We start from the raw sequence: 12,903 nt of genomic DNA on the forward strand, positions 1-12,903 counted from the left end.
ACTTTTTATTTCTCTGGGTTTAATTGACGAAGCTCTTGTTTAATTTCTGTTTTTACTTTTGTCTTCTCATCAATTTCTTTAATTACACGTGCTGGAGTACCTGCAACAACTGTGTATGGAGGCACATCTTCTGTTACAACAGCTCCTGCTGCTACAACTGCACCTTTACCAACTGTAACACCCTCTAAAACAACTACGTTTGCACCGATTACTACATCATCTTCAACGATAACTGGTTTTGCAGAAGGTGGCTCAATAACACCTGCAAGTACAGCACCTGCACCTACGTGACAGTTTTTACCGACTGTTGCACGTCCACCAAGTACTGCGTTCATGTCGATCATAGAACCTTCACCAATTACAGCACCAATGTTAATTGTTGCATTCATCATAATTACAGCGTTGTCACCAATTTCAACATGGTCACGAATAATAGCACCTGGCTCGATGCGAGCTTTAATACCTTTTAAATCAAGCATTGGAATTGCAGAATTACGACGATCGTTTTCTACAACGTAGTCAACGATGTGCTTATTATTCTCATCAAGAATTGTCTTAATTTCAGACCATTCTCCGAATAATACACCTGATTTTTTATTCACAAATGCTTGTACTGTTTCAGGGAATGTTACTTCTTTTAAATCCCCTTTTATGTATACCTTTACAGGAGTTTTCTTCTCACTTTTTTGAATAAACGAAATAATTTCGTTAGCGTCCATCATTTTCATTCTTGTTGCCTCCTAAATCCATTTATAATGTTACTCTACCAAACGAAAGAGCGAGTAGCAAGATAATAATCTTATTTTTCCCTTTGAATTTCTTCTATAATTTCTAAAAATGCTTGTACTTGCTTCAACTGCCTTGCCGAGTCACTTGTTAACAACCATGTTTCTCTCGTCAGTTGAACAGGTGTTTTATACATATTTTCCTGTACTTCCTTTAAAACAGTAGAAGGTAAAAGGGCGTAACCTATACCATTTAAAACAAGTTGTTTGCATGTTTCAATTTGGTCAACTACAATCGTTCGCTTAGGCGGATTAGAAAATAAACCATACCACCAATTTTGTATTTGTCCATAATAAGTTGAGTCACTTTTAAATTGAATGAACGGTCTATTTGTTTCTTTTAGCATCGAAATATCTTTTATTTCTTTATCAACTAAATACAGTTCATCTTCAAATAATTGTTGCTTTTGACCTTTATATTCTTGTGTTCCCCTCAGTATAGCAACATGAACGTCTCCTTCATAAAACTGCTTTTGCACTTCACTACTCCATCCAGTAAACAGCGATATCTTTACAGAAGGATATTTATGCACAAACTTTTTCAAAACAGGAGGGAGCCAATATTGACCAATAACTGATGCAACAGCTATTTTTAAAGTTCCATGAGTTTCCGTTCTAAAAACAGCTAGCTCACTTTTTATATCCTCTTCCTTTTGCAACATTTCTTTGGCATAATTTGCAACTTTTTCCCCTTCAGGTGTAATTGTCAATCCTTTTTGTGAGCGAATAAAAAACTTCATTCCCCATTGTTTCTCCATAGATTGTAATCGTTGACTCAGCGCAGGTTGTGAAACAAATAAACGTTCCGCCGCTTTTCTCATATTTGATTCCTGAGCTAACACAACCATCATTTGAAAATCATCAATTTGCAACTTTCTCCCTCTTTCCTTAGCTTCCATACACCTTATTCCATTAAGCTTTCATTCAGAAAATACAATTTTTCAGCGCAAACTTCCCTTATGTTTTATGTCTTTTTTAATATAATACATACACAAGTGATATGCACGAAAAAAAAGTGACTTCCTCGTTTCTATGAAGTCACTTTTCTCACGTTATCGATTATGTTGCCTTACTTTCTTATTCAACAATTTTAAAATAGCCCGACGTGTTAAAATCCCCTCAAAATAGCCTTCTTCATTAACAGCGCAAATAAAAGGATGATCAATTGTCATTTCTAAAGCTTTTGCAAATGAATCTTCTAATTTAAGAAAAGGTATATCTTGCTTCATCACCTGCTCTACTTTCATATCATCAAGTCTTTCAAACTCAATACGCTCTAATCCTAACATACCATCTAATATCATGGCCGTACTAATCAAACCATGTAATTTATACATTGGATCTAAGACAGGTATCGCCGAATATCCAGATTTCACAAGAACGAGTAAAGCATGTTCTAAACCATTTCCAATTTGGACATGAGCTACTTTTTCCGATGAAATCATTAAATCCTTCACAAGAATTTGTTGAAATTCGTCTTTCGGAATACTAATCATATTACATCCCCCATTTTCCCTTTTTCCTGCTTATGTTCATAACTCTATTCACATTTTATGACAGCGTTTTCATATTATTATTTTGTCCTAAATTTATTTCAATAAAAATACAATCACACAGCTATTTTAGCATACAGCACAAAAAAAAGACTACCATTCCGGTAGCGCTTAATACCCTTTATTTTTTAATCTGTAAAATAACCTTGTGATTTTTTTATATTGCATCACATCTGTCTGTTTCAAACCATTCTCAATGTCCGTAAGTTCCACAGCTAAAATTTCACTTGCATAATTTTGCTGAAATAAAATATCTAGTAGTAAACTTTCTTCTTCCTTCGTTAAAACAACTTCCCTTTGCATATACCCCTCTCCTTACACTCGCATCGTTACTCACTCTTATTATATAAAAAATTTAACCTATTTAATAGATGTAATATTCAGTTTTTACCAAAAGATATGTAGCAATTATAAACATACAAAAAATCATTTCGTATATCGATTTGCATAACTAAACGCCGCATAAGCATCCGGCTTAATTTTTGCAGTTAATCCCATCGCTCGAATTTTTTCTGTCATATCTAAAATAAATTCTCTTGTTAAACCATCATTCCCAATGTCTAAATGAATTTCCATTATGAATCCAGCCCCAACTTGAGCATAAGGATGCAATAACTCCCATATTGTTTGTATATGAGTAGGCGTAAATAGACATGCGATTTCTTGACTAAACTGCGTTTCTAAATATATTTTCTCACGTAAGGTCGCTGGCTTATCTTTTACTGATCTATGGTGTAAACAACCCCAGGCACCTTTTCCAACACGATGAATATGGATTGCTGTAATAAACCTCGTATCCTTTTGATGCGCTTGCGAGTCTGTCCCAATGGATAATCGATACAAATTTCGCGGATCCTTTTCAATGAAACTACAAATACGGTTAAAGACCATATCAAAATTTAAATGTCTCTCTGAAACATTGTAAAATTTATGTGCACCGTCCACAGAGTCACGTCCTTTCAATTAGACAGACTTTTCGTATTCTCATTGTATGGGACAAAAACTAAAATTATAACTTCCTATCCTTTATTCGTTTCAATATTTCGAATTACAAAGTGACAAACTTGACACGTATAAATTACATTTTGATTAGATTGAGCCGTTAATACATGAATAATCTCAGCAGAACTTTGACAATTAGGACAAATCACAACTGGTAAACGTTCCATACGATAACCTCCTAGTTATATTTCTCCCGCTATTTGCAGAACCCAGCAATTGTGAGAAGTTTAGCTTCACATATTCACCGGGTTGACGGGACTACTTATCCACATGGATAAGCAAACTTGCACGGATTAAATTTTCATTTTAATACCATTGTAGGAAAAATAAAAAACTTCTATACATTGCGCTGGAAAGTAATAGAACTAAAAAAGGTACTGCCATATGGCAGTACCTTTTTTATATGTATCAAGAAATGATATCGTAAATCTCAATTGCAACCATGTCGATATTATCGAATTGGTACACTTGAGGTTTTTCACCTTGTTGATACACTTCTAACTCATACATTTCACTTTTATCGAAAAATTTCACGCTACATTTGCGCTCACCGTTCACTTCAAAATAGCGTTGTGCTACTTCACCGCTTTCAGCTTGTTCTTGTAGACTAACAAGTCGAGTTAAAATTCCTTGGAGTAGAGACATGAAATCTCTCCTTTCTCTGATCTTCCTACCAATAGGTTTTACAGCTATACTCATTCTATCCGTCATAACAGAAAAAATGTTCCACACTCTAGGATAAAGGTTATTAGCCAGAAACTCAACTAAAATTTGTCGAAATGCGAAGGAAAAAACAGAAAGAACATATTTCCCCTTCTTTATTGCGGTTTTTATACTGGAAGAATATAATAAAAAACAGAAAAAGGGAGGAATTACAATGAAAAAAATTGAGGTTTATACACAACCTGATTGTCCGCCATGTGTTATTGTGAAAGAATTTTTGAAGCATAATAACGTTGCATATGAAGAATTTGACGTAAAAAAAGACGCTGCTGCTCGCAACCGTCTTTTAAACGACTATGATTCCTATTCAACTCCAACAGTCGTAATTGATGGCGAAGTAGTTGCAGGTTTTCAAATTGAAAAGTTACAACAACTACTCAATATAGAATAGGAATAGGTAAATACCTATTCCTATTCTTATCCCGCTGTTTGTAGGTAGTAAAACTCCCACTAATTAAAAGTTTCACTTTACAATTGTTGCAACCTTTTTATTTCAGTTAAAAGTTCCTGACTTTCATGATATCCTGCTAACTTCCATTTATCTTGATCCCTTTTCAATGTTACAATTTGATATTGTCCACTTTTTGTCCGCTCATATACATATAAATTTTTATGCTCTTGATCATACGACATTTTCGTTTCTGAATTAAAAGAAAACGGTGCTTCTTTTGCCGGAAGTAAATATTCACCACTTTGTTTATCACTTCTGCTATTTTCATCTGTAAATACTTGAAGGAAATTATCTGTAAAATACGGTGATAACGTCTCTATCATCTTATTCATCGGCAAATGCTTCCCACGAATTGAAAACTGGGTTTCATAGCCTTTTTGTATCGTTGTAAATACTTCTTTCCGATCCACTTCCACTTCCTCTTTCCCTAAAACAGTCGTAACACTATAACCAACTAGAAAGGCAACACATACAAATAGAACAAGCCATATTCCATATTTCCTCATTTTTTCACCTTCCTTTTAAAAGAACTTGTCTTTGTAGTATTCATTGTAACAATGATTATGCAAAGAAAGGACAGGTTTCGTTCGTAAAATCTTTACAACGATAGACAGCATTTTCATCACCATTTTCACTATTACCAATTTATGATAAAAACAAACAAAAAATGCACGAATCTCTTCGTGCATTAAAATAAAACATCTTCTTCATATAAATATTCATATGATAAATCTATAAATAAAAAGTTGTCATCATCTATTGGGAAAGAAAATGTTCGTACCATTTCGCCCGTTTCGATATCTGCATATAAATCTGAAAGCCTTGCCTTATTCTCAAAACGCATTTTCATGATATTCTCGAGAAAATACGGGCGCCAACTCCAGTTCTTCATATAATAATCCGGCATCACAATCCATTCTCCATCTTTTTTCATAACATTTCCTGATTGTTGGAAACCATCTTCATTACAAATAAATATGCGAAAACTATACTGTGATACACTTTGACTAAATTGTAATAACCAATCATTGATATCTTCATTCTTTTTTTGTTTTGATAAAACATCGCCAATGCGATCGCGTAACATCTCTGTTAAATTATAAATTTTTTGTAACTTCTTCTTTTCATGTTGAATAAACTGATGACATTCATTACCAAGTCGCTCTTTCAAAACATTCGTTTCAATAAAATCAGGTAAACATTCTTTCAAATAATTACCTTGATAATATCTTCCGCCGTTCTTCCAAGCATATTGCAGTTGATAAAAAGCATCTATTTCTTCATATAACAAAGTTGCACCAATTCTTCTAGCAAGTAATGATAAAGAATATAAAATATCTTGATAAGATTGTAAAAGTGCTGTTTGCCTTAAGTTCGTTAAATCTACTTTTAAAATATCAGGTGCTAACACGCTAATACGCTCTAAATTACTTGTGCCCGTTCCGACCTTATTAATCGAAATTTGAATACCATATGTACGATAATACATAAGCAAATGATTAAATTGCTCTATATCTTCTTTACATTCATGCTCTGTAATCTCTAAAACAATTTGTTTTAAATTTAAACCTTGTTCTTCATACCTCAATAAAAGTTGAAGCAAGCTTTCATCATCATCATTCATTAATACATTAGCATTCCGATGTATAAATAATAATAATTTTTGATCGCTTTCTAAATAACGATTTAAAGCTTTTTCTACTATAATATTATCCGCTTCCAGTTGAAATTCACTTGGAATCGAATCATCGTGAAAGAACGAAGCTAAACTTTGTATGCCCTCTTCTGTTTGAATACGTCCTACTACTTCATATCCAATTACAGTATGCTCATCAGCACTAAAAATAGCTTGATAATAAGGAAGGACTTTATCCAAGTTACTCATTACATCTAATGCATCTATCAACGTGCTTCCCTCCCTTTACTTTTCAAAAATTATAACATGATATTTACGGAAAAATAATAAAAAATCCCTTCAGTTTTCCTGAAGGGATTAGAGGGGTAAAATGCTAAGGGGAATTAGCAATTCTACTATGAAGAAAAAAGAGGTCTTAAATATAACGTATATATGACCTCTTGTAAACACTTTTCTTTCATATGTCACAATTCCGTCACATTTAACCATAAAAAATGAATCAAACATTCATTTTTTATCCCTTTTAAAATGGATATTGATGTAAATGTTGTCCTCCATCCATTGTCATGCAAGTTCCATTTATGTACGCCGCTTCATCTGAGCATAAATAATAAGCTAGACCAGCGATTTCTTCTGGCGTACCCAGCCTTCCAAGCGGAACACTTTGTATCGTACGCTTAGCCATTTCTTCTGAAATCCATAATTTATCAGCACCGCCTGTACGTTCAATTGGTCCTGGCGCGATAGCGTTAACTCGTATTCCATATTTACGCCCCCACTCAACAGCGAGCGTCTTCGTCATCGCTAATACCCCTGCCTTCGCTGCAGCCGAATGAATCACTCCTGGACCTGCATCCCATGCATACGTTGCTACCATGTTAATGATATTCCCTTTTATACCTTTTTCAATCCAATATTTTCCGACAGCATGACTACAATAAAACGTACCGTTTAACACAATATTAATGACTGAATTCCAGCCATTCACAGATAAATCTTCTGCTGGACAAATAAAGTTTCCAGCTGCATTATTTATTAAAACATCAATTCTACCAAACTTCTCATCAATCTGTTCAATCATTTTCTGAATGTCATCCGTATTTCTTACATCCATTTGTACAGGTAATACTTGCCCTGGAAATTGTTCAATTTCCAACTTTGTTTCCTCTAGTTTTTCCTTTGTACGTCCGGTAATAACAACTCGTGCCCCTTCTTTTGCAAAACGAGTCGCCATTCCTTTTCCCATTCCACTCGATCCACCTGTTATAATAACTACCTTTTCTTTCACATACATCCCCTCCAAAAAATGAATACACATTCATTTTATCACTTTATTTAATAGAAATCTTTATATTTTTAAACTTTTCTGATATTTTAACGTAAAGAACTTTCTTTTTATTCATTTTTTTTCGTAATCTATACTACTTTTTTATTATGTAAAGTATATTTTAAATAAACTGAAAGGAGATTTGAGTAGCCTATAAATGGAATAAAAACATTGAGGTATACTCATATTTTTATGAAGCACATTACAAGAAGAAATTTTTTAAAAATTGGTATGCGTACTTGTCTCTATTCATTTATAACCAGTAGCATCGGATACTACTATGCTAAATATATAGAGCCCCATTTCATTTCTTTTACACAGCACACATTAAAATCACAACTCATCCCAAAAAGTTTTCATGGTATAAAAATTCTTCAATTCAGCGATTTACATCTCGGATACTATTTCTCGCTTCAACATTTATCTAAAGTTGTTTCTAAAATTAATGCTGTAAATCCAGATATTGTCCTTTTTACCGGAGATCTCATTGATAATTATCAAACGTATACTGACACTCCTTTCGTTGCATCCATTTTAAAAAATATACAAGCCCCCTTCGGTAAATTCGCTATTTATGGTAACCATGATCACGGTGGATATGGAACTGAATACTATGAGCACATCATGCGTGAATCTGGATTTGAACTATTGCTAAATAGTGAAAAAAGAATTCGTTTAATGGATAATAGTGAAATTTCTATTTTCGGTCTCGATGATATACTACTAGGCAGACCAAAAATAGAGAAAACATTAGAGCATGCACGGCAAAGTACTTATAACATTGTTCTTGTTCACGAACCAGATATCGCGCCCAAAGTTTCTAAATATCCAATCAACTTGCAACTTTCTGGTCATAGTCACGGCGGACAAGTACAAATTCCTTTTTTAGGACCTATTATTACACCAGTACTCGCCAAAGACTATATTGAAGGCTTCTATACAATTCAGGATTTAACTCTCTATGTCAATCGAGGCCTCGGAAGAACACGTGTCCCATTCCGTTTTATGTCAAAACCTGAAATTACACTTTTTATACTTCAACATTCGTAATAATTCGCCTATTTTCTTGCATATCCTTTCTTGTACGCGCTCATCCATGTTTCATTTACCATATGATGAAAGTGAGTCCAATAAAGGAGGTATGTTCATGTATCCATATTATCAACCAATCCCAGTCCGTTCAGCACCTATTGGTCCAGTAGGCGACTCACGCTTCTTTCCGTTTTTTGGCGTTCCCTTTCTAGCTGGAATTGCTGGTGGATTGCTCGGCGGAGCATTAGCTTTCGGCCCTCGACCGTTTTATCCACCTTATCCACCACCTTTCCCGCCGCCAGCACCTTATCCTTGTTACGGTGGACCATGTCAGCAACCATACTATTACTAAGTTAAAATAACGATTCTTTCAAATGTTATTCTCTCAACGAACCACCTTATTACACGCTTATAATAAAACTATTGTTTCTACTCATCCTTCCATTTTGGGAGCATATGAGTAGAAAAAAGTAAAAACCTCTTATGGACATAAGAGGTTTTTACTTTTTTCATTATTCAGCGTCTGTATTTTGATATGCCATCTTAAACAACTTCACTTGGCTATCAATTTCTTCTGTACTACCATTAATAACATAATAGTAATCACCATCTTTATTTTGTTCACGTGTTTTCACATTATCAGCTAATGTAAGCTGTAAAATCGCCTTAATTCGTGCCTTCATTTCAATATCTAATATCGGGAAAGATATTTCCACTCGCTTCTCCATATTTCGCGTCATCCAATCAGCTGAAGATAAATATATTTTCTCCTCCCCATTATGATGGAAATAATAAATACGGCTATGTTCTAAATATCTTCCAACAACACTAACTACACGAATATTTTCACTTACATTTGGAATACCAGGCCGTAGGCAGCATGTTCCTCGAACAATGAGCTCTACCTTTACTCCAGCTTGTGATGCTTCGTACATTTTTTTAATTAATGGTTTATCTGTTAATGAATTCATCTTAGCGATAATATATCCATTTCCATATTGCCTATGATAACGGATTTCTTCATCTATTAAATCCATAAATTGCTCTCTTATATCAAATGGAGCAACCGATAAATGATGAAAATGTGGCTTTGTTGTATAACCACTTAAATAATTAAAGAAATTGGTTGCATCAACCCCAAAGTCTTTTCTTGATGTAATATATCCAAAATCAGTATATAACTTCGCTGTTGCATCATTATAGTTTCCAGTTCCAAGATGTACGAACCTTTCAATTTTTCCGTTTTTTCTTCTTACAACTAACGTAATTTTACTATGTGTTTTCAAGTGACTTACACCGTAAATAACATGACAGCCTGCCTGTTCCAATTCTTTAGCCCAATGAACATTGTTTTCTTCATCAAACCTTGCCTTTAATTCAACTAATACCGTCACTTGTTTTCCCTTTTCAGCCGCTATCTTTAACGCCTGAATAATCGGTGAATCACCACTTACACGATATAACGTTTGTTTAATCGCAAGTACATTCGGATCGTCTGCCGCATCACGGACAAAATCAACTACCGGCTGAAATGATTCAAAAGGATGATGTAATAAAATATCATGCTCAATTGCTTTTTCAAATACATCTTCTTCATCACCTAAATCTTGAGGCGGTTGCGGAATAAGAGCTGGATATACAAGATGTTCATATAAAGGAGCTAGTTTTTTATATAAAGAAAACAAACATGTTAAATCTAATGGACCATCCATTATATATACATCTTCATCTTTTACTTCCAGAACCTCATATAATAACGCTAATACTCTTTCATCAATGTGTTCTTTCCCAACTTCTAAACGTACAGCAGCCCCCCACTTACGCTTTTTTAATTCTTTTTCAATTACCTTTAATAAATCTCTCGCACCTTCTTCATGAATCGTTAAATCTGCATTGCGTGTAATACGGAAACGAGTAACAGATGATACTGTATATCCCGTAAATAATTTATGAGTAAAGCTACTAATTACGTCTTCTAATAAAATAAATTTATGCTTTTGCCCTTCGCTCGGTAAAATTATGAAGCGCTCAAGTAATGAAGGAACTTGCACAATTCCTAACTTCGTCCTGTTTTCTTCTTCCGCTTGCTTCTCATCATATAAAAGAGTAGCCAAATTCAAACTTTTGTTTAATAACATTGGAAATGGGCGATATGCATCAATAGCTACAGGAGTTAACACCGGAAAAATTTGCTCATCAAAATACTCTTCTATAAATTCTCGCTGCTCTTTCGTCAAATCATTGAATGTTAAACGTTCAATTCCCTCTAACTCAAGCGCTGGTAATACATAATTTTTAAATGTATCATATTGTACTGTCATTAGTGCATGGGCTTTTATCGCAATTTTATTTAATTGCTTTTTTGGTGTTAAGCCAGCTTTATTTTCTGGTTGATTAAATCCAGCACTCACTTGATCCTTTAATCCCGCTACACGTACCATAAAAAATTCATCTAAATTCGAACTAAAAATACTAATAAATTTCAATCTTTCCAAAAGTGGATTATTTGCATCTTGCGCTTCTTGTAAGACACGTTCATTAAATGCTAACCAACTTAACTCTCGATTATTGTAATAAGCTGTATCATTTAAATTTACTGCATTCCCCTTCAATAATTCCATTCTCTTCACACTTCCCCTTGAAACTTTTTTACTATAATTTAGTTACTTTTATTTTAGCAAATTACAATATTATAAAGTGTAAATTTTTTGTAAAGACATCCGTACAACCTAATGTTTTAGTTCAAATAACAAGTTAATATTCGTTTTTAATACTCTTTCTAACTGTTTTTTTTGTTTTTCAGCTTGCACTTTTTCCGCTAATGCTGATTGTTCGCATAAAACTTTAAACGTTAACCCTTCTTCGTTTTCTGTTATAGATATGGTATCAACAAGCGATCGTTGCCTTACATTTAAAGTAGCTGAAAATTGTAAAACAGCTCCTAACAGGCGGATTTTTTTTTGTTCGCTTTTATCAAACCAACCTTCAAATGGTGATAAATGTTGTTTAAATAACATTTTTGATTTATACGATGCAATAAGTGCTAGCCTTACTCGATCTTTATGCATCATGCCATCAATTGTCTTATTCGCTAATAAATAAAACGTATGTAAACGGCTCGCTTCTTCGTCTATATATTTGCCTATATTAAATACTTTCGCTGCTTGATGGAACACTTCCCAGTCTTTTACTGACATAGAAATAAGCCCTATTTCCTCAAGTTGTTTGCAAATTAGTCTTCCATGTTTAATAAGTTGAATAACAAATTCCATGTCCATTTCGTATTCATGTGATAGTAAATGCAAACTTTCTTCAACTACGTTCGGATAATATGAAATCCCCAAATCTTTTGTCAACTCTTCATAGAAAACACCTTCTCTTAACCCTTTTCTACTTAATACAAATGCCGGTGCCTCTATAACATTAACAAGTGTATGAAATACTTCAACCGCTGGAATAATCGTATCTGCTCGATCTTTTGCTAATCCTTCCAATTTCTGAAGTTCTATGAACGACAATTTTTCCAATTCATCTTGTACAGTTTCAATATCTTCTTCTTTCATCTTGTATAAATGTAATCCTGCTATAGGATAACATATTAAATTTTGATGGATTTTTACTAAGTTCCTAGCACTACCACCAATTGCAATAAGAGGCAATTTCTTATTGATTAACCATGGTAACGTTCGAAATTGAAACTCTAAATACTTTCGCATTCCCTCTAACTCATCTTTAGTAGGAATATCACCTTTAATAAATTGTTGCTTTAAAGAAAGTGCCCCAAAAGGAAAACTATGGTACTCTAAAATCTCTCTATTTCTAAAGTATGTAACTTCCGTACTTCCCCCACCAATATCTACCGTTATTCCTTCTGGAAACGATGTAGAATTCATCACCGCCAAGTATCCGTAACGCGCTTCCTCATATTCTGATAATACTCTAAGAGTAAAGTCCGTTTGTCCTTCAATAAGCTTTTTAATTTCCTCTTGATTCTCAGACTGTCTAATTGTTGCTGTTGCAACACAAAGTACATGATGCAACTGATGGAACCTTGTACTTTCTTGAAATTGAAATAATGTCTGTAATAATACTTCTATTCCCTCTTCATTCAACACACCATCAATTAAGTAATTCCTTAACCTAGCAACCACTTTCGTATTTTCAATCTCTTTATAAAAACCTCCATTTTGCTTTTCATAAATAACTAAACGCATTGTATTAGATCCAATATCTATAATGGCATACTGTTGTTTTAATATTTCTTTCAAACTTCTCACTCTTTCATTATCAAATTTCAAAAACATATTCTATTACTATTATACAAAATAGTTGTTTTTTGTAACAATATTGCTTTAATATTGAAAATATATACAATCACTTTTTGCATATAATAA

15 protein-coding genes are annotated in these 12,903 nt (G+C 33.7%); 3 read left to right on the forward strand and 12 right to left on the reverse strand.

The features are described 5' to 3' along the window. Window positions 1-5: 5 nt before the first annotated feature. From dapD to ACW0JX_RS19360, 7 genes are all read right to left on the reverse strand, one after another. Window positions 6-728, reverse strand: a complete 723-nt coding sequence (dapD, locus tag ACW0JX_RS19330) for a 2,3,4,5-tetrahydropyridine-2,6-dicarboxylate N-acetyltransferase (protein ID WP_459245008.1) — start codon at window positions 726-728, stop codon at window positions 6-8. 71 nt (window positions 729-799) lie between these two features. Next, window positions 800-1,684: a LysR family transcriptional regulator gene (locus ACW0JX_RS19335; protein ID WP_002094125.1), complete on the reverse strand. Its 885-nt coding sequence runs from the start codon at window positions 1,682-1,684 to the stop codon at window positions 800-802. Window positions 1,685-1,837: 153 nt separating this feature from the next. Then, window positions 1,838-2,281 carry a cyclic-di-AMP-binding protein CbpB gene (gene cbpB / locus ACW0JX_RS19340; RefSeq protein ID WP_459245009.1) on the reverse strand — a complete coding sequence of 148 codons (444 nt, stop codon included), beginning with the start codon at window positions 2,279-2,281 and terminating at the stop codon, window positions 1,838-1,840. Between the two features lie 168 nt (window positions 2,282-2,449). Further along, window positions 2,450-2,641 carry an antirepressor AbbA gene (abbA, locus tag ACW0JX_RS19345; protein WP_001188692.1) on the reverse strand — a complete coding sequence of 64 codons (192 nt, stop codon included), beginning with the start codon at window positions 2,639-2,641 and terminating at the stop codon, window positions 2,450-2,452. A gap of 123 nt (window positions 2,642-2,764) precedes the next feature. Then, window positions 2,765-3,283 (reverse strand): ribonuclease H-like YkuK family protein, encoded by a 519-nt coding sequence (locus tag ACW0JX_RS19350; protein WP_459245010.1) that lies wholly within the window; start codon window positions 3,281-3,283, stop codon window positions 2,765-2,767. 74 nt (window positions 3,284-3,357) lie between these two features. Further along, window positions 3,358-3,507 carry a hypothetical protein gene (locus ACW0JX_RS19355; protein WP_000440540.1) on the reverse strand — a complete coding sequence of 50 codons (150 nt, stop codon included), beginning with the start codon at window positions 3,505-3,507 and terminating at the stop codon, window positions 3,358-3,360. Between the two features lie 241 nt (window positions 3,508-3,748). Next, on the reverse strand, window positions 3,749-3,985 hold the full coding sequence (locus ACW0JX_RS19360) for a YkuJ family protein (protein WP_000055151.1): 237 nt from the start codon (window positions 3,983-3,985) through the stop codon (window positions 3,749-3,751). A 232-nt stretch (window positions 3,986-4,217) separates the two neighbouring features. Between ACW0JX_RS19360 and ACW0JX_RS19365 the strand changes: the two genes are divergently transcribed. Then, window positions 4,218-4,454: a glutaredoxin family protein gene (locus ACW0JX_RS19365; RefSeq protein ID WP_000717873.1), complete on the forward strand. Its 237-nt coding sequence runs from the start codon at window positions 4,218-4,220 to the stop codon at window positions 4,452-4,454. 77 nt (window positions 4,455-4,531) lie between these two features. On the opposite strand, the gene ACW0JX_RS19370 is transcribed toward ACW0JX_RS19365, so the two are convergent. The 3 genes from ACW0JX_RS19370 to fadH form a co-directional block, all read right to left on the reverse strand. After that, the gene (locus ACW0JX_RS19370) at window positions 4,532-5,020 is read right to left on the reverse strand and encodes a DUF3993 domain-containing protein (protein WP_001233805.1); all 489 of its coding nucleotides are present in this window, start codon (window positions 5,018-5,020) and stop codon (window positions 4,532-4,534) included. 182 nt (window positions 5,021-5,202) lie between these two features. Then, window positions 5,203-6,420 carry an EAL domain-containing protein gene (locus tag ACW0JX_RS19375; RefSeq protein WP_000564307.1) on the reverse strand — a complete coding sequence of 406 codons (1,218 nt, stop codon included), beginning with the start codon at window positions 6,418-6,420 and terminating at the stop codon, window positions 5,203-5,205. A gap of 253 nt (window positions 6,421-6,673) precedes the next feature. Then, on the reverse strand, window positions 6,674-7,438 hold the full coding sequence (fadH, locus tag ACW0JX_RS19380) for a 2,4-dienoyl-CoA reductase (protein WP_000660913.1): 765 nt from the start codon (window positions 7,436-7,438) through the stop codon (window positions 6,674-6,676). Window positions 7,439-7,669: 231 nt separating this feature from the next. On the opposite strand from fadH, the gene ACW0JX_RS19385 reads away from it, so the two are divergent. Next, window positions 7,670-8,527: a metallophosphoesterase gene (locus ACW0JX_RS19385; protein WP_098126313.1), complete on the forward strand. Its 858-nt coding sequence runs from the start codon at window positions 7,670-7,672 to the stop codon at window positions 8,525-8,527. Window positions 8,528-8,624: 97 nt separating this feature from the next. Beyond that, complete coding sequence (locus ACW0JX_RS19390) at window positions 8,625-8,861, forward strand: hypothetical protein (protein WP_000283738.1); 237 nt, start codon at window positions 8,625-8,627, stop codon at window positions 8,859-8,861. A gap of 160 nt (window positions 8,862-9,021) precedes the next feature. Here ACW0JX_RS19390 and ACW0JX_RS19395 read toward each other — a convergent pair whose 3' ends face one another. Together ACW0JX_RS19395 and ACW0JX_RS19400 are read right to left on the reverse strand one after the other, a co-directional pair. Next, window positions 9,022-11,130: a polyphosphate kinase gene (locus ACW0JX_RS19395; RefSeq protein ID WP_053563730.1), complete on the reverse strand. Its 2,109-nt coding sequence runs from the start codon at window positions 11,128-11,130 to the stop codon at window positions 9,022-9,024. 108 nt (window positions 11,131-11,238) lie between these two features. Beyond that, the gene (locus ACW0JX_RS19400; protein WP_459245011.1) at window positions 11,239-12,813 is read right to left on the reverse strand and encodes a Ppx/GppA phosphatase family protein; all 1,575 of its coding nucleotides are present in this window, start codon (window positions 12,811-12,813) and stop codon (window positions 11,239-11,241) included. Window positions 12,814-12,903: the final 90 nt, after the last annotated feature.

The organism is Bacillus sp. C-3-6 (assembly GCF_054509685.1).

Coding starts and splice junctions, on each gene's coding strand:
- ACW0JX_RS19385 (WP_098126313.1), top strand. CDS start 7,670: ATGAAGCACATTACAAGAAGAAATTTTTTAAAAATTGGTATGCGTACT.
- ACW0JX_RS19335 (WP_002094125.1), bottom strand. CDS start 1,684: ATGGAAGCTAAGGAAAGAGGGAGAAAGTTGCAAATTGATGATTTTCAA.
- cbpB (WP_459245009.1), bottom strand. CDS start 2,281: ATGATTAGTATTCCGAAAGACGAATTTCAACAAATTCTTGTGAAGGAT.
- ACW0JX_RS19365 (WP_000717873.1), top strand. CDS start 4,218: ATGAAAAAAATTGAGGTTTATACACAACCTGATTGTCCGCCATGTGTT.
- ACW0JX_RS19390 (WP_000283738.1), top strand. CDS start 8,625: ATGTATCCATATTATCAACCAATCCCAGTCCGTTCAGCACCTATTGGT.
- dapD (WP_459245008.1), bottom strand. CDS start 728: ATGAAAATGATGGACGCTAACGAAATTATTTCGTTTATTCAAAAAAGT.
- ACW0JX_RS19400 (WP_459245011.1), bottom strand. CDS start 12,813: ATGTTTTTGAAATTTGATAATGAAAGAGTGAGAAGTTTGAAAGAAATA.
- abbA (WP_001188692.1), bottom strand. CDS start 2,641: ATGCAAAGGGAAGTTGTTTTAACGAAGGAAGAAGAAAGTTTACTACTA.
- ACW0JX_RS19355 (WP_000440540.1), bottom strand. CDS start 3,507: ATGGAACGTTTACCAGTTGTGATTTGTCCTAATTGTCAAAGTTCTGCT.
- ACW0JX_RS19395 (WP_053563730.1), bottom strand. CDS start 11,130: ATGGAATTATTGAAGGGGAATGCAGTAAATTTAAATGATACAGCTTAT.
- ACW0JX_RS19360 (WP_000055151.1), bottom strand. CDS start 3,985: ATGTCTCTACTCCAAGGAATTTTAACTCGACTTGTTAGTCTACAAGAA.
- ACW0JX_RS19370 (WP_001233805.1), bottom strand. CDS start 5,020: ATGAGGAAATATGGAATATGGCTTGTTCTATTTGTATGTGTTGCCTTT.